The organism is Pseudomonas sp. BF-R-24, assembly GCF_019947335.1.
Classification (GTDB): domain Bacteria; phylum Pseudomonadota; class Gammaproteobacteria; order Pseudomonadales; family Pseudomonadaceae; genus Aquipseudomonas; species Aquipseudomonas jessenii.
The window spans coordinates 152,537-170,001 of sequence record NZ_JAGYGG010000005.1 but is presented as its reverse complement, the minus strand read 5'-3'; the positions used below and the strand labels follow the sequence as shown (position 1 = coordinate 170,001).

General features: G+C 60.2%; 8 protein-coding genes. 6 read left to right on the top strand and 2 right to left on the bottom strand.

The window, feature by feature from the left end; all coding sequences use genetic code 11:
- The first annotated feature begins 93 nt into the window (after nucleotides 1-93).
- The 5 genes from aceE to msrA all read left to right on the top strand — a co-directional run bounded on the left by aceE (nucleotide 94) and on the right by msrA (nucleotide 10,186).
- A complete protein-coding gene (gene aceE / locus KGA98_RS06130; protein WP_057712293.1) occupies nucleotides 94-2,739 on the top strand; it encodes a pyruvate dehydrogenase (acetyl-transferring), homodimeric type in 2,646 nt (881 codons plus the stop codon).
- An 11-nt stretch (nucleotides 2,740-2,750) separates the two neighbouring features.
- A complete protein-coding gene (gene aceF / locus KGA98_RS06125; RefSeq protein ID WP_223501860.1) occupies nucleotides 2,751-4,718 on the top strand; it encodes a dihydrolipoyllysine-residue acetyltransferase in 1,968 nt (655 codons plus the stop codon).
- A gap of 275 nt (nucleotides 4,719-4,993) precedes the next feature.
- Complete coding sequence (locus KGA98_RS06120; RefSeq protein WP_223501859.1) at nucleotides 4,994-6,388, top strand: alkaline phosphatase D family protein; 1,395 nt, start codon at nucleotides 4,994-4,996, stop codon at nucleotides 6,386-6,388.
- Between the two features lie 234 nt (nucleotides 6,389-6,622).
- Nucleotides 6,623-9,316 carry a putative bifunctional diguanylate cyclase/phosphodiesterase gene (locus tag KGA98_RS06115; protein ID WP_223501858.1) on the top strand — a complete coding sequence of 898 codons (2,694 nt, stop codon included), beginning with the start codon at nucleotides 6,623-6,625 and terminating at the stop codon, nucleotides 9,314-9,316.
- 219 nt (nucleotides 9,317-9,535) lie between these two features.
- A complete protein-coding gene (gene msrA / locus KGA98_RS06110; protein ID WP_090452759.1) occupies nucleotides 9,536-10,186 on the top strand; it encodes a peptide-methionine (S)-S-oxide reductase MsrA in 651 nt (216 codons plus the stop codon).
- A 110-nt stretch (nucleotides 10,187-10,296) separates the two neighbouring features.
- Here msrA and KGA98_RS06105 read toward each other — a convergent pair whose 3' ends face one another.
- Together KGA98_RS06105 and putP are read right to left on the bottom strand one after the other, a co-directional pair.
- Complete coding sequence (locus KGA98_RS06105) at nucleotides 10,297-11,136, bottom strand: 23S rRNA (adenine(2030)-N(6))-methyltransferase RlmJ (RefSeq protein WP_057712298.1); 840 nt, start codon at nucleotides 11,134-11,136, stop codon at nucleotides 10,297-10,299.
- 179 nt (nucleotides 11,137-11,315) lie between these two features.
- Complete coding sequence (putP, locus tag KGA98_RS06100) at nucleotides 11,316-12,800, bottom strand: sodium/proline symporter PutP (protein WP_057712300.1); 1,485 nt, start codon at nucleotides 12,798-12,800, stop codon at nucleotides 11,316-11,318.
- A gap of 461 nt (nucleotides 12,801-13,261) precedes the next feature.
- Between putP and putA the strand changes: the two genes are divergently transcribed.
- A complete protein-coding gene (gene putA / locus KGA98_RS06095; protein ID WP_223501857.1) occupies nucleotides 13,262-17,212 on the top strand; it encodes a trifunctional transcriptional regulator/proline dehydrogenase/L-glutamate gamma-semialdehyde dehydrogenase in 3,951 nt (1,316 codons plus the stop codon).
- Nucleotides 17,213-17,465: the final 253 nt, after the last annotated feature.

Sequence of the window (17,465 nt, the reverse complement as noted above, 5' to 3'; positions counted from 1 at the left end):
GTCGGCAATCCAAGAATTCATAACGTCTGCCCACAAGGCCAGTCGCTAACTCAGGCAACCGATTCTGGTAGCCTTTCCGCCCTGGAGCAAGCCATGCAAGACCTCGATCCCGTCGAAACCCAGGAATGGCTGGACGCCCTGGAATCGGTTCTCGACAAAGAAGGCGAAGACCGTGCTCACTATTTGATGACCCGTATGGGTGAACTGGCGACCCGCAGCGGTTCGCAGTTGCCTTACGCCATCACCACGCCTTACCGCAACACCATCCCGGTAACCCACGAAGCACGCATGCCTGGCGACCTGTTCATGGAACGCCGCATTCGCTCGCTGGTACGCTGGAACGCGATGGCCATGGTAATGCGTACGAACCTGAAGGATTCTGACCTCGGCGGTCACATCTCCAGCTTCGCCTCCAGTGCGACCCTGTATGACATCGGCTTCAACTACTTCTTCCAGGCCCCGACCGAAGAACACGGCGGCGACCTGATCTACTTCCAGGGCCACACCTCGCCAGGCGTTTACGCCCGCGCATTCATGGAAGGCCGCATCACCGAAGACCAGATGAACAACTTCCGCCAGGAAGTCGACGGTCAGGGCCTGTCGTCCTACCCGCACCCTTGGCTGATGCCTGACTTCTGGCAGTTCCCGACCGTATCCATGGGTCTGGGCCCGATCCAGGCGATCTACCAGGCACGCTTCATGAAGTACCTGGAACACCGTGGTTTCATCCAGCCAGGCAAACAGAAAGTCTGGTGCTTCCTGGGTGACGGCGAGTGCGACGAGCCGGAATCCCTGGGCGCTATCTCCCTGGCCGGCCGCGAGAAGCTGGACAACCTGATCTTCGTCATCAACTGCAACCTGCAGCGCCTCGACGGCCCGGTTCGCGGCAACGGCAAGATCATCCAGGAACTCGAAGGCGTGTTCCGCGGTGCTCAGTGGAACGTGACCAAAGTCATCTGGGGCCGTTTCTGGGACCCACTGCTGGCCAAGGACGTCGACGGCATCCTGCAACGCCGCATGGACGAAGTCATCGACGGCGAGTACCAGAACTACAAAGCCAAAGACGGCGCGTTCGTACGTGAACACTTCTTCAACACGCCAGAACTCAAGGCGATGGTCGAAGATCTGTCCGACGACGAGATCTGGAAACTCAACCGTGGCGGCCACGACCCGTACAAGGTCTACGCGGCGTACCACGAAGCGGTCAACCACAAAGAACAACCGACCGTCATCCTGGCCAAGACCATCAAGGGTTATGGCACCGGTGCCGGCGAAGCGAAGAACACTGCGCACAACACCAAGAAAGTCGACGTCGACAGCCTGAAGTTGTTCCGCGACCGCTTCGACATCCCGGTCAAGGACGATGAACTGGAAAACCTGCCATTCTTCAAACCGGAAGAAGGCAGCGCCGAAGCCCGTTACCTGAGCGAGCGCCGTACCGCACTGGGCGGCTTCGTACCTCAGCGTCGCGCCAAGAGCTTCAACATCCCGACCCCGCCACTGGAAACCCTCAAGGCGATCCTGGACGGCTCGGGCGACCGCGAAATCTCCACCACCATGGCCTTCGTGCGGATCCTCGCGCAACTGGTCAAGGACAAGGAAATCGGTCCTCGCATCGTACCGATCATCCCGGACGAAGCCCGTACCTTCGGTATGGAAGGCATGTTCCGTCAGTTGGGCATCTACTCCTCCGTCGGCCAGCTCTACGAGCCAGTCGATAAAGACCAGGTGATGTTCTACAAGGAAGACCAGAAGGGCCAGATCCTCGAAGAAGGCATCAACGAAGCGGGCGCCATGAGCTCCTTCATCGCTGCCGGTACTTCGTACTCCAGCCACAACCAGCCGATGCTGCCGTTCTACATCTTCTACTCGATGTTCGGCTTCCAGCGTATCGGCGACCTGGCCTGGGCCGCTGGCGACAGCCGCACCCGTGGCTTCCTGATCGGTGGCACCGCCGGCCGTACCACCCTGAACGGTGAAGGCCTGCAACACGAAGACGGTCACAGCCACCTGCTGGCCGCGACCATCCCGAACTGCCGCACCTACGATCCAACCTACGGCTACGAGCTGGCGGTGATCATTCAGGACGGCATGAAGAAGATGACCGAAGAGCAACAGGACGTCTTCTACTACATCACCGTGATGAACGAGTCGTACCAGCAGCCAGCCATGCCGGCCGGTGCCGAAGAAGGCATCAAGAAAGGCATGTACCTGCTCGAGGAAGACAACCGCGAAGCGGCGCACCACGTTCAGCTGATGGGCTCCGGCACCATCCTGCGTGAAGTCCGTGAAGCGGCGAAGATCCTGCGTGAACAGTTCAACGTCGGCGCCGACGTGTGGAGCGTTACCAGCTTCAACGAACTGCGTCGCGACGGCCTGGCCGTTGAGCGCACCAACCGTCTGCACCCTGGCCAGAAGCCTAAGCTGAGCTATGTGGAAGAGTGCCTGAACGGCCGTCAAGGTCCGGTCATTGCCTCTACCGACTACATGAAACTGTTCGCCGAGCAGATCCGTCAGTGGGTACCGTCCAAGGAATTCAAAGTCCTGGGCACCGACGGTTTCGGCCGCAGCGACAGCCGCAAGAAACTGCGTCATTTCTTCGAAGTCGACCGTCATTTCGTGGTGTTGGCAGCCCTGGAAGCACTGGCTGACCGTGGCGATATCGAACCTAAAGTGGTGGCTGAAGCCATCGCCAAGTTCGGGATCGACCCGGAAAAACGCAACCCACTGGACTGCTGAGGAGAGATTCTGTGAGCGAACTCATTCGCGTACCTGACATCGGCAGCGGTGAAGGTGAAGTAATTGAACTGTTTGTGAAGGTCGGCGACCGTATCGAAGCCGACCAGAGCATCCTGACACTTGAGTCGGACAAGGCGAGCATGGAAGTGCCTGCGCCGAAGGCCGGTATCATCAAGAGCCTGAAAGTGAAGCTGGGCGATCGCCTGAAAGAAGGCGACGAACTGCTGGAGCTGGAAGTCGAAGGTGCCGCTGCTGCGGCTCCTGCGGCTGCCGCACCGGCGGCCAAGGCTGAAGCCAAACCGGCTGCTGCACCTGCCGCCGCTCCTGCTCCTGCTCCTGCTGCGCCGGCTGCTGCCAGCGTTCAGCAAGTGCACGTGCCGGACATCGGTTCGTCGGGCAAGGCCCAGATCATCGAGATCCAGGTCAAGGTCGGCGACACCGTCGCGGCTGATCAGTCGCTGATCACCCTGGAGTCCGACAAGGCGAGCATGGAAATCCCGTCGCCTGCCGCTGGCGTGGTCAAGGCCATCAGCGTCAAGCTCAACGACGAAGTCGGCACCGGCGACCTGATCCTGGATCTGGAAGTGGCGGGTGCTGCTGCACCGGCTGCTGCTCCGGCCCAGGCTGCCGCTCCGGCACCCGCCGCTGCACCTGCTGCTGCCGCAGCCCCGGCCGCTCCAGTGGCCGACAGCGTTCAGGACATCCATGTTCCGGACATCGGTTCGGCGGGCAAGGCCAAGATCATCGAAGTCCTGGTCAAGGCCGGCGACACCGTTGTGGCCGACCAGTCGCTGATCACCCTGGAATCCGACAAGGCGAGCATGGAAATCCCGTCGCCAGCCGCTGGCGTGGTGGAAAGCGTTTCCATCAAGCTCGACGACGAAGTCGGAACCGGCGACCTGATCCTGAAACTGAAAGTCAAAGGCGCCGCTCCTGCTGCACCTGTTGCTGCGACCGCACCTGCCGCTGCTGCTCCGAGCGCTCCGGCTCCAGTCGCTGCTGCTCCGGCTGCCGCTGCTCCTGCTGCTGCCCCGGTTGCTGCTCCAGCCAAGCCAGGCGCCAAAGTTCACGCCGGCCCTGCCGTGCGTCAACTGGCCCGCGAATTCGGCGTCGAGCTGAGCGCCGTTGGCGCCAGCGGCCCGCACGGTCGCATCCTGAAGGAAGACGTGCAGGTTTACGTCAAAGCCATGATGCAGAAGGCCAAGGAAGCACCGGCCGCTGCTGCTGGCGCAACCGGTGGCGCGGGCATCCCGCCGATTCCGGTCGTGGACTTCAGCCGCTTCGGTGAAATCGAAGAAGTGCCGATGACCCGTCTGATGCAGGTCGGCGCCGCCAACCTGCACCGCAGCTGGCTGAACGTACCGCACGTGACGCAATTCGACTCGGCGGATATCACCGAGCTCGAAGCGTTCCGTGTTGCCCAGAAAGCCGTTGCAGAGAAGGCCGGCGTCAAGCTGACCGTCCTGCCGTTGCTGCTCAAGACCTGCGCGCACCTGCTCAAGGAACTGCCGGACTTCAACAGCTCGCTGGCGCCAAGCGGCAAAGCGATCATCCGCAAGAAATACGTGAACATCGGCTTCGCCGTCGACACCCCGGATGGCCTGCTGGTACCGGTCATCAAGAACGTCGACCAGAAGAGCCTGCTGCAATTGGCCGCCGAGGCTGCTTCCCTGGCTGAAAAAGCCCGGACCAAGAAGCTCTCGTCGGACGAGATGCAAGGCGCCTGCTTCACCATTTCCAGCCTCGGCCACATTGGCGGCACCGGCTTCACGCCGATCGTCAACGCGCCGGAAGTGGCGATCCTCGGTGTTTCCAAGGCAACCATCCAGCCAGTCTGGGACGGCAAAGCCTTCCAGCCGAAACTGATGCTGCCGCTGTCGCTGTCCTACGATCACCGTGTGATCAACGGCGCCGCTGCTGCACGCTTCACCAAGCGTCTGAGCGATCTGCTGGGCGACATCCGCACCATGCTCCTGTAACACCGACCGGCCCTCCTTCTCCGGAGGGCCTGTTGCGTTCCACGTTTCCGAGCGCCACGCTCGTACCTCAACCCCGCCAATTTGGCGGGGCTTTTTTTTGCCTGAAGTTATTACTTAAAACGTCTTCCTACATTTGTGGCTGATACCGCCCACAACTCGAGTCCATTTCTGCCAGATATTTTTTCGGGCCAAATAACTAGTCTTGGCTGGAAGACTACTTATTACATCCGAAACAACCATCTGACTAATTCATTAGCAGCCGAATGGACTCAAACATGTTCAAACCCACTGTCGGCCCGATTATTGGCCACACCACAACTAGTCACGCCCGTATTTTCTTACGCGGCGAACACAACAAAGACACCTTGGCATTTGCTGGCATTCGCTATAGACGACAAGGTGAAGATCACTGGTCAAAAGGTAACTTTGCGAAACTCGAACCCGAGCACGACATGTGCGAAGTTATCGTGCTGAACAACCTGTCCGCCGACTCCGACTATGAATATCAGGCCGGGTGGTTCAGCCTGACCAGCCCGTCGCACACCGTCGACACGGTGAAGGAACTGCCGCTGCAATGGTCGCGGCAGGTTTATCACTTGCGTACCCGTTCCAGCCAGGCCAACCAGCCAAGGGCCTACATTGTCGGCTCTTGCCGATACCTGCGCATGACCGCAGGCATAGCATCCGCCCCTCACCTGGGCGACAGAGTCTTTGCTTCGATTTCACGTTTGGTGGAGCAAGCCAGTCCTCCCGTGAGCGCGCTGGTGATGACGGGAGACCAAATCTATGTCGATGACTTGAACATTATCGCCCCTGATCGGGAACTCAAGGAAATCCTCCATAAATATCGCGTGGCGTTTTCGCAGATAAATATCGCCAGATTAATGTCCAATCTGCCCACTTACATGATCCTTGACGACCATGAAATAGAGGACAACTGGCCCGCCAACAAGAGCAAGTCCGATGAGTACTTATATGCAAACGCAATCAGGGCCTATGAGTTGTATCAGGTCAGTCATAGTCCAGCCCACGCACTAACTGATGATGGACTGACAAATAAACGACTGGACAAATACTGGTATCAATTTACTGAAGGTGATATCGAATGGTTTGTTACCGACAGTCGGACCCGACGCAATCTGTCGGCCACTGACCGACGCATTCTCGACGCAGCCCAGGAACAAGCCTTGTGCGACTGGCTGATCCACAGCCCGGCACGGGTCAAATTCGTGGTCACCAGTGTCATGTTCTACCCTGACCGCAAACGCACGGATGATGACGCCTGGCAGGCCTTTCCAGAACAACGGCTACGGTTGCTGGAGACCATTCGCACACACCGCATCAAGAATGTCTTCTTCATTTCCGGCGATGTCCACGGCTCGCTGACCAGTCGACTGAGCCACAGCGAGGATCCGGACTTCGAGGTCCACACCATCGTCTCGTCACCGCTGTGCAACAGCAAAATGCTGCCCTATGCCACGACCGCCACATTCGTCCTCGATCACCCCCTGGTCCGCACCGCCGCAGGCGACTATCGACATGAACTGACCAGCAAGGTGATCAGCCAGGATAATTTTGCACACCTGGTCGTCGATGCCGGGCAGCTTCAGGTGAATTTCCACGACCGGGAGGGCAAGCATTTGCAGTCCATTGGCATCCCGATTCGCTGACCCGGAAACAGATCGCAGTCACTGGCAATACTTGCAAAACTGCGATTTTTCAGCGAATGGCAATACTTTTTGCCACCGACTGAAGAAAACTTGTCGTCTGCCGACATATTCTTATAGCACTTGGCCTTCATCTCTCTTGTCAGTCGGTGTCGCAATGATGCAACCTTGCCGCAGGCAACAGTAAAGAGGGCGAGAGCCCAGCGCGTTCAGCATATTCGAAGCGAGTTTCCCTCCATGAAAAGCCAGCCCGATGCCGCCAGCCGTATGGTGGCCGAGGTAGTGACGCAGTTGCCTGTGCCCTCGCGGCTCGGCATGCTGCGTTTCGAACGGCTTAATGAACCCAGCTGGGCGCTGCTGTTTCTCGATCCCAATTGCGAACGCCAGTTCGGCCTGCCAGCCGTGGAACTGTGTGCGCTGGTGGGCTCGCCCTACGCCAGCCTGATGGAGCCGCTAGCGCGCTATCAACTGCACGATGCAGTCCAGCAACAGCTGACTGAAAGCCCGCACTACCTGATCCGCTATACCCTGCACACCGCCGCTGGCTCCCTGACTCTGCTGGAGCTGGGCGAAGCCTACAAACAACACAATCGACACCTGTTGCGCGGCTACCTGCTGGTCATCGACGGCCTGTTCGAGGATGACCCGCTGCAACCGGCCATGGACCTTGAAACCCAGAACTCGCGCCTGCAAATCGCCCTGGAACTCAATCAGCGCACCCAGCAGGAGCAACTGCTGCATCTGGAGCGGGTGCGAGCCCAGCAGGATCTGATCCTGCTGCTCACCCGTCAACGCTACAGCAGCAACAACTCCTTGCGCGAAGCCGCCGAGCTGATCACCCGCAGCGCCTGCGACATCTACGAAATCGACAGTGCCAGCCTGTGGCACCTTGAAGGCTCGATGCTGGTGCCGATCTCGGCCTATCACCGCACGAATCAGGAATACCTGCTGCCGCAACCGATCGACGTCAGTCTTTTCCCCGATTACCTCGACGCCCTGCACACCGGCCGAGCCATCGACGCCCATAACGCCATGCGCGACCCACGCACCCGGGAGATGGCCGAAAGCCTGCGCCCGCGGGACGTCAACGCAATGCTCGACGCCAGTATCCGCGTCGATGGCCAGGTGGTCGGCGTTTTGTGCCTGGAGCAAACCGGGGCAACCCGCGCTTGGCAGTCGGATGAAATCGCGTTCGCCGGAGAACTGGCGGACCAGTTTGCCCAGGTCATCAGCAACCACAACCGGCGAACCGCCACCAGCGCCCTGCACCTGTTCCAGCGCGCGGTCGAACAAAGTGCCAACGCCTTTTTGCTGGTCAACTGCGATGGCGTGGTGGAATACGTCAACCCGAGCTTCACCGCGATCACCCAATATTCCACCGAAGAAGTGCACGGTCAGCGGCTGTCAGAACTACCGGCCCTGGAGAACCTCAGCGAACTGCTGTTCGATGCACCTTCGGCGCTGGCCAAGAGCAACAGTTGGCAAGGTGAATTCAAGAGCCGCCGGAAAAACCTCGAACCCTACTGGGGCCAATTGTCGATCTCCAAGGTTTACGGCGACAACCGCGAGCTGACCCACTACATCGGCATCTACGAAGACATCACCCAGACCAAGCTCGCCCAACAACGCATCGAGCGCCTGGCCTACACCGACAACCTGACCAATCTCGGCAACCGCCCGGCGTTCATCCGCAACCTCGATGAACGCTTCGCCCGGGACAGCGACGCGCCGATCAGCCTGTTGCTGGTGGACATCGACAACTTCAAGCGGATCAACGACAGCCTCGGCCACCAGACCGGCGACAAACTGCTGATCAGCCTGGCCCGGCGCCTGCGCAACAGCCTGATCCCGAGCGGCAGCCTGGCACGCTTCGCCAGTAACGAATTCGCCGTGTTGCTGGACAACAGCGACCTCACGACGGGCCAGCAAGTGGCCAACCAGTTGCTGGCGACCCTCGACAAACCGATGTTCGTCGACAACCAGTTGATCAGCGTCACCGGCTCCGTGGGCCTGGCCTGCGCGCCACTGCACGGGCGCGACCCGCAAACCCTGATGCGCAATGCCGGGCTGGCGCTGCACAAGGCCAAGGCCAACGGCAAACATCAGGTGCAGGTGTTCACCGAAGCGCTGAACGCCGAGGCCAGCTACAAGCTGTTCGTCGAAAACAACCTGCGCCGCGCCCTGACCCAGAACGAACTCGACGTGTTCTACCAGCCCAAGCTGTGCCTGCGCAGCGGTCGCCTGCTGGGGATGGAAGCCCTGCTGCGCTGGGACCATCCGGAAAAAGGCATGATCCGCCCGGATCAGTTCATCAGCGTCGCCGAGGAAACCGGGCTGATCATTCCGATCGGCAAATGGATCGCCCGCCAGGCCTGCCGCATGAGCAAAGCGCTGACCGCCGTCGGCCTGGGCAACCTGCAAGTGGCGATCAACCTGTCGCCCAAGCAGTTTTCCGACCCGGACCTGGTGGCCTCCATTGCCAACATCCTCAAGGAAGAAGCCCTGCCGGCTCATTTGCTGGAGCTGGAGCTGACCGAAGGCCTGCTGCTGGAGGCTACCGAAGACACCCACTTGCAGCTCGACCAGCTCAAGCGCCTGGGCCTGACCCTGGCCATGGACGACTTCGGCACCGGTTACTCGTCGCTCAGTTACTTGAAAAAATTCCCCATCGACATCATCAAGATCGATCGAAGCTTTATCCACGAAATCCCGGACAACCAGGACGACATGGAAATCACCTCCGCGGTGATCGCCATGGCCCACAACCTGAAACTCAAGGTCGTGGCTGAAGGCATCGAAACCGCCGAGCAGTTGTCGTTCCTGCGCCGTCACCGCTGCGACGTCGGCCAGGGCTACCTGTTCGACCGTCCGATCCCGGGCAATGAGCTGATCGACAAGCTCAAACGCTACCCGCGTGGCCCAATCGCCTGACAGACACAGAACCTGTGGCAGACATAAACTCTGTGGCAGGCAAAAAACCTGTGGGAGCGAGCTTGCTCGCGATAGCGGTGGACCAGTCAGCCCCCCATGACACCGACACACCGCTATCGCGAGCAGGCTCACCCCTACAGGGGTAGTGCGTATCGGGCAGGTATTGGGCACACTGACAGTCTGTTTATTTACAACCCAACCTGACTGAGAGGACTGATCATGGTTCTGCGCTCGGAAATTCTGGTGAACAAAAACGTGCTCCCTACTAAAGAACAAGCTCTGCCTGGCCGCGAAACCGCGATGACCCTGCCTGAAAAGCACTTTGTGTTTAAAGACACCCCCTTGCTCGGCCCGTTCTTCGAAGATGTCGACTTCGCGATCTTCGGCCTCGGCTGCTTCTGGGGCGCGGAACGCCGCTTCTGGCAGCGTGAAGGCGTGGTCAGCACCGTGGTCGGCTACGCCGGCGGTTTCACGCCGAACCCGACCTACGAAGAAGTCTGCTCGGGCCTGACCGGTCACGCCGAAGTGGTGCTGGTGGTGTATGACAAGGCCAAGGTCAGCTACGAAGGACTGCTGGCGATGTTCTGGGAACTGCACAACCCGACGCAGGGCATGCGCCAGGGCAATGACATCGGCACCCAATACCGTTCGGTGATCTACGCCACTAGCCCGGAACAACTGGACGCGGCGCTCAAGAGCAAGGAAACCTACCAGGCCGAGCTGTCCAAGGCCGGTCTCGGTGAAATCAGCACCGAAATCGACCAGGCCCCGACCGTCTACTTTGCCGAGACGTATCACCAGCAATACCTGGCGAAAAATCCGGAAGGCTACTGCGGAATTGGCGGCACAGGCGTGACCTGCCCGATCTGACAACTGACTGTAGAAGCGAGCCCGCTCGCGAAAAACCAAAGGACGCCGCTGGGCATCCGGTTTTACGCGTTAACGTTCACGACCTTCGCGAGCAAGCTCGCTCCTACAGATCAACTCTCGGCAATCAACCAATCCATCCGCCACCCACCCTGGGTCTGCCCAAGCTTCTCGGACAACCACGGCAGCAGCTCACGCAATTCTTCCTCCAGCCCCCACGGCGGATTGGCGATCGCCAGCCCGGAACCGTTCAGGCTGTTGGGCGTATCCAGCGGATGCACCAGCAACTCCACCCGCAACAACTTCGGCGCACCGGTACCGGCCAGGTCCTGATAGAAGCGGCGCAACGCGCGCTGATCCTTCACCGGGTACCAGATTGCCGCCACTGTCTGACGCATCCGGCCAATCGCTTCCTTCAACGACGCGGCACAGCGCTGCATCTCATCGAGCTTCTCGAACGGCGGATCGATCAACATCACCGCACGCTTCTCCGGCACCGGCAGCAAGGCCCGCGACACATGCCAGCCCTCACCCAAGTGAACCTTGACTCGGCGATCACCGGCCATGTTGTCCTTGAGCAGCACACCATCTTCCGGGTGCTTCTCATTGAGCAACACGCGATCCTGCGGACGGGTCAGGCGCCGCGCCAACTCCGGCGACCCCGGGTAATAGCGCAACTGGCCATCCGGGTTCATCTCGTGCAGCACCTGCATGTAATCAGCGGTCAGGATCGGCAGATCCGGCTGATCCCACAAACGCGCAATACCTTCCAGGTACTCACCGGTACGATTGGCCTGATCACCCTGAAGGTCATACAGACCGATGCCGGCGTGGGTATCGAGATAGGCAAACGGCTGCTCCTTGCGCGACATCAGGGCGATGAGGCGGGTCAAGGTCAGGTGTTTGAACACATCGGCGTGATTGCCGGCATGGAAGGCGTGACGATAATTCATGGCTGCTCCTGCGAAGGCCGGGAAGTTTACCTTTTACCGGCCGGCAAGTCAGGGGTTGGCGGCTGAGCGGGTCAGCCGCGGAGAACACTGCAGTGAAAATGCAAAAAAAATGGCCCGCGTCCAAAAGGACGCGGGCCATTTTTTTCAAGTCATCGGGTCAGCGCATGCACTCATCCCGATCACTTGTTCAAGCGATAATCGGCCTCAGCAGCAGCAAAACGCTGGAACATGCCGGCAGTCGGCGTGCCCATCTTGCTGACGAAGTAGATCGCCAGGCTGGCGAAGATGAAACCAGGGATGATTTCGTACAGGCCCAGCAGTTCGAAGTGTTTCCAGACGATCACGGTGATCGCGCCGACCAGAATACCGGCCAGTGCGCCGTTGCGGGTCATGTCTTTCCAGATCACGGAGATCAGCACGACCGGACCGAATGCGGCACCGAAACCGGCCCAGGCGTAGCTCACCAGACCCAGTACACGGTTTTCCGGATTGGACGCCAGGGCGATCGCCACCAGGGCAACCAACAACACCATGGCACGGCCGACCCACACCAGTTCCAGCTGCGAAGCGGATTTACGCAGGAAGGTCTTGTAGAAGTCTTCGGTCAGGGCGCTCGAACACACCAGCAACTGGCAGCTCAGGGTGCTCATGACGGCAGCCAGAATGGCCGACAGCAGGATACCCGCGATCCATGGGTTGAACAGGATCTTGGCCAGTTCGATGAACACACGCTCGTGGTTCTCGGTGACTGCGCCAGCCACGTCCGGGTGCGCCGAGAAGTAGGCGATACCGAAGAAGCCGACTGCCACGGTGCCGCCCAGGCACAGGATCATCCAGGTCATGGAAATGCGACGGGCGTTGGCGATCGATTTAACCGAATCGGCAGCCATGAAACGCGCCAGGATATGCGGCTGGCCGAAGTAGCCCAGACCCCAGCCCATCAGCGAGATGATGCCGATGAAAGTGGTGCCCTTGAGCATGTCGAAGTTGCTTGGATCTTGCGCTTCGATGGCCAGGAAAGTGGTGTCGACGCCGCCGGTGGCCAGCAACACGATAACCGGCGTCAGGATCAACGCGAAGATCATCAGGGTGGCTTGTACGGTATCGGTCCAGCTCACGGCCAGGAAACCACCGATAAAGGTGTAGGCAATCGTCGCCGCAGCACCGGCCCACAGCGCAGTCTCGTAGGACATGCCGAAGGTGCTTTCGAACAGACGGGCGCCGGCCACGATGCCGGAAGCGCAGTAGATGGTGAAGAACACCAGGATCACGACCGCGGAGATGATCCGCAGCAGGCCGCTTTTGTCTTCGAAACGGCTGGCGAAGTAGTCCGGCAGGGTCAGTGCATCACCGTTGTGCTCGGTCTGCACACGCAGACGGCCGGCGACGAACAGCCAGTTCAGGTAGGCGCCGACGATCAGGCCGATGGCGATCCAGCTTTCGGACAGACCGGACATGTAGATCGCGCCGGGCAAGCCCATCAACAACCAGCCGCTCATGTCGGAGGCACCGGCGGACAGTGCGGTCACGACGCTGCCCAGGCTACGACCGCCCAGAATGTAGTCGGAAAGGTTGTTGGTGGAGCGATAGGCCATCAAGCCGATCAGTACCATTGCTGCGATGTAGATCACGAACGTGATCAGGGTTGGATTGCTTACGCTCATTAAGTTACGCCCTGGCTTTGTTTTTATGTAGCTGCGGCTGGTGAACCGCTCGCAAACGCATACGTTTGACAGACGATCCGGGTTCCCGCGCATTTATGACTGATGTTTCCCCAGGAAAGCCATCAGCCGGAGCACCCGGGTTTCGACCGGGTTGCACCTTGGGCGCGAATGCTATTCAACAAAGCAAATAAGGTGCAACCAGTTTCTTGAGAATAAGTTGCACCCAGTCGGAAATAAATTTCAAACCCGGTTTTTTGCTCCTTTTCGGAGTAAGAACGCGGGCCAACCACCCTAAAAAGCACCAAGCAAAGGCAGCACCGCCGTACCAGAATTTATTTCCTGACGAGCTGCGTAATATTCCGACAAAAAAAGGGTTGCACCCGGTTGCACCTCAACAGTCGCACGGCTAATCTTGCCGCCAGCTGATGCCACGCAGTCGTGGCAAACATGAGGATAAAAACATGGCTACCACCACCCTTGGGGTCAAACTTGACGACCCGACCCGCGAACGCCTCAAGGCCGCCGCGACCTCGATTGATCGCACGCCGCACTGGCTGATCAAGCAGGCAATCTTCAATTACCTGGAAAAACTCGAGGGTGGTGCAACCCTGTCCGAGCTGAACGGTTCGACCAAGGATTCCGACGACTCCGTCGACTCGCCTCTGGATCACGCCCACCAGTGCTTCCTTGAATTCGCCGAAAGCATCCTGCCGCAATCGGTACTGCGCGCGTCGATCACCGCCGCCTACCGTCGCCCCGAGCCGGAAGTCGTGCCGATGCTGATCGAGCAGGCTCGCCTGCCGGCACCGATGGCCGAAGCCACCAACAAACTCGCCGCCTCGATTGCTGAAAAACTGCGCAACCAGAAGAGCGCCGGCGGCCGTGCCGGCATCGTCCAGGGCCTGCTGCAGGAATTCTCCCTGTCGTCCCAGGAAGGCGTGGCGCTGATGTGCCTGGCCGAAGCGCTGCTGCGCATCCCGGACAAAGGCACCCGCGACGCCCTGATCCGCGACAAGATCAGCACCGGCAACTGGCAGCCGCACCTGGGCAACAGCCCGTCGCTGTTCGTCAACGCCGCCACCTGGGGCTTGCTGCTGACCGGCAAACTGGTGTCGACCCACAACGAAGCCGGCCTGACTTCGTCCCTGAGCCGCATCATCGGCAAGAGCGGCGAGCCGATGATCCGCAAGGGCGTCGACATGGCCATGCGCCTGATGGGCGAGCAGTTCGTGACCGGCGAAACCATCGCCGAAGCCCTGGCCAACGCCAGCAAGTTCGAAACCAAAGGTTTCCGCTATTCCTACGACATGCTGGGTGAAGCCGCACTCACCGAGCACGACGCGCAGAAGTACCTGGCCTCGTACGAACAAGCCATCCACTCGATCGGCAAAGCCTCCCACGGTCGCGGGATTTATGAAGGCCCGGGCATCTCGATCAAGCTGTCCGCCCTGCACCCGCGTTACAGCCGCGCCCAATACGAGCGCGTGATGGACGAGCTGTACCCGCGCCTGCTGTCGCTGACCCTGCTGGCCAAGCAATATGACATCGGCCTGAACATCGACGCCGAAGAGGCCGATCGCCTGGAGCTGTCACTGGATCTGCTCGAGCGCCTGTGCTTCGAGCCCCAACTGACTGGCTGGAACGGCATCGGTTTCGTGATCCAGGCTTACCAGAAGCGTTGCCCGTACGTGATCGACTACGTGATCGACCTGGCTCGCCGCAGCCGTCATCGCCTGATGATCCGCCTGGTAAAAGGCGCGTACTGGGACAGCGAAATCAAGCGCGCCCAGGTCGAAGGCCTGGAAGGCTACCCGGTCTACACCCGCAAGGTGTACACCGACGTGTCCTACATCGCTTGCGCCCGCAAGTTGCTGTCGGTGCCGGAAGTCATCTACCCGCAGTTCGCCACGCACAACGCCCACACCCTGTCGGCCATTTATCACATCGCCGGTCAGAACTATTACCCGGGCCAGTACGAGTTCCAGTGCCTGCACGGCATGGGTGAACCGCTGTACGAACAGGTTGTAGGCAAAGTTTCCGAAGGCAAGCTGAACCGTCCGTGCCGCGTGTACGCTCCAGTCGGCACTCACGAAACCCTGCTGGCCTACCTGGTGCGTCGCCTGCTGGAAAACGGCGCGAACACTTCGTTCGTCAACCGTATTGCCGACCAGTCGATTTCGATCCAGGAACTGGTGGCCGATCCGGTAGCCAGCATCGAGCAAATGGCGACCGTGGAAGGTGGTTTCGGCCTGCCGCACCCGCGCATTCCGCTGCCGCGTGACCTGTATGGTTCCGAGCGCGCCAACTCCAGCGGCATCGACATGGCCAACGAACATCGTTTGGCATCCCTGTCCTGCGCGCTTCTCGCTACCGCACACAACCACTGGAAAGCGGCGCCGATGCTCGGTTGCGCTTCCAGCAGCGAAGCCCCGGCACCGGTCTTGAACCCGTCCGATCTGCGTGACGTGGTCGGCCATGTGCAGGAAGCGACCGTCGAAGATGTCGACAACGCGATCCAGTGCGCCCTCAACGCTGCACCGATCTGGCAGGCCACACCGCCCGCCGAGCGCGCCGCGATCCTGGAACGTGCCGCCGATCTGATGGAAGCCGAGATCCAGCCGCTGATGGGCCTGCTGGCCCGCGAAGCCGGCAAGACTTTCGCCAACGCCATCGCCGAAGTGCGTGAAGCCGTGGATTTCCTGCGTTATTACGCAGTGCAGGCACGCAACGATTTCACCAATGACGCTCACCGTCCGTTGGGCCCAGTCGTATGCATCAGCCCGTGGAACTTCCCGTTGGCGATCTTTAGTGGCCAGGTGGCTGCTGCATTGGCCGCTGGTAACCCGGTATTGGCCAAGCCTGCGGAACAAACGCCGCTGGTCGCCGCTCAGGCCGTGCGCCTGATGCTCGAAGCCGGCATCCCGGAAGGCGTGTTGCAACTGCTGCCGGGCCGTGGCGAAACCGTCGGTGCCGGCCTGGTCGGCGACGATCGCGTCAAAGGCGTGATGTTCACCGGCTCCACCGAAGTCGCGCGCTTGCTGCAACGCAACATCGCCGGCCGCCTGGACAGCCAGGGTCGTCCGATTCCGCTGATCGCCGAAACCGGTGGCCAGAACGCGATGATCGTCGACTCCTCGGCACTGACCGAACAGGTTGTGATCGACGTGGTGTCCTCGGCGTTCGACAGCGCCGGCCAGCGTTGCTCGGCTCTGCGTGTACTGTGCTTGCAGGAAGATTCCGCCGACCGCGTCATCGAAATGCTCAAAGGTGCCATGGCTGAAAGCCGTCTCGGCAACCCTGAGCGTCTGTCCGTGGACATCGGCCCGGTGATCGACGCTGAAGCCAAGGCTGGCATCGAGAAGCACATCCAGGCCATGCGCGACAAAGGTCGCAGCGTGTACCAGGTGGCCATCGCCGACGCCGAAGAAGTCAAACGCGGCACCTTCGTGATGCCGACACTGATCGAACTGGAAAGCTTCGACGAACTGCAACGGGAGATCTTCGGCCCGGTGCTGCACGTGGTTCGCTACAAGCGCAAGGACATCGATCAACTGATCGGTCAGATCAACGCTTCCGGCTACGGCCTGACCCTGGGCGTGCACACCCGCATCGACGAGACCATTGCCAAGGTGATCGACAACGTCAACGCCGGTAACGTCTACGTCAACCGCAACATTGTTGGCGCAGTAGTAGGCGTGCAGCCATTCGGCGGCGAAGGCCTGTCGGGTACCGGCCCGAAAGCCGGCGGCCCGCTGTACCTGTACCGCCTGTTGTCGACCCGCCCTGCGGATGCGATCGAACAATCCTTCGCTCGCGGCGATGCTGCCGCAGCACCGGACCTTCGTCTGCGCGACGCCATGAGCAAGCCGCTGACCGCCCTGAAAGCCTGGGCCGACAACCACAAGTTCGCCGACCTGAGCACCCTGTGCGTGCAGTTCGCCGCACAATCGCAAAGCGGTATCACCCGCCTCCTGGCCGGCCCGACCGGCGAACGCAACAGCTATGCGATCCTGCCACGGGAACACGTGCTGTGCCTGGCGGAAGTCGAAGGCGATCTGCTGACGCAACTGGCGGCGGTATTGGCTGTCGGCGGTTCGGCGGTATGGCCGGAAGCTGACATGACCAAGGCATTGTTCGCACGCCTGCCGAAGGACATTCAGGCGCGCATCAAGCTGGTTTCCGACTGGAACAAGGACGAAGTGGTGTTTGATGCGGTTCTGCATCACGGCCATTCCGACCAGTTGCGTGCGGTGTGCCAGCAGGTAGCCAAGCGTGCCGGCGCCATCGTTGGGGTTCAGGGCCTGTCGCAGGGCGAAACCAACATTGCGCTGGAGCGTCTGGTGATCGAGCGTGCGTTGAGCGTCAACACCGCTGCGGCAGGTGGTAATGCCAGCCTGATGACCATCGGTTAACACCGATACGCCAGGCAGCCGCAATGGCTGCCTGGCAATCAAATCCCTGTGGGAGCGGGCTTGCTCGCGATAGCGGTCTGTCAGTCAACTTAAATGTTGAATGTGGCGACCTCTTCGCGAGCAAGCCCGCTCCCACATTGGCTTTGTGGCGCCTGCAAAGCCTCTGCTCTGCCCAATTATCACGCTCATCAATCATGCTATTCAGCATAAATTCACAAGCCTAGACTCGGTCCACTCCAATAAAAGGTAGGCC

What these genes read in the sequence shown, in the direction of transcription:
- aceE (WP_057712293.1), top strand. Translation starts at nt 94, where the DNA reads ATGCAAGACCTCGATCCCGTCGAAACCCAGGAATGGCTGGACGCCCTG.
- KGA98_RS06120 (WP_223501859.1), top strand. Translation starts at nt 4,994, where the DNA reads ATGTTCAAACCCACTGTCGGCCCGATTATTGGCCACACCACAACTAGT.
- KGA98_RS06115 (WP_223501858.1), top strand. Translation starts at nt 6,623, where the DNA reads ATGAAAAGCCAGCCCGATGCCGCCAGCCGTATGGTGGCCGAGGTAGTG.
- msrA (WP_090452759.1), top strand. Translation starts at nt 9,536, where the DNA reads ATGGTTCTGCGCTCGGAAATTCTGGTGAACAAAAACGTGCTCCCTACT.
- KGA98_RS06105 (WP_057712298.1), bottom strand. Translation starts at nt 11,136, where the DNA reads ATGAATTATCGTCACGCCTTCCATGCCGGCAATCACGCCGATGTGTTC.
- putP (WP_057712300.1), bottom strand. Translation starts at nt 12,800, where the DNA reads ATGAGCGTAAGCAATCCAACCCTGATCACGTTCGTGATCTACATCGCA.
- putA (WP_223501857.1), top strand. Translation starts at nt 13,262, where the DNA reads ATGGCTACCACCACCCTTGGGGTCAAACTTGACGACCCGACCCGCGAA.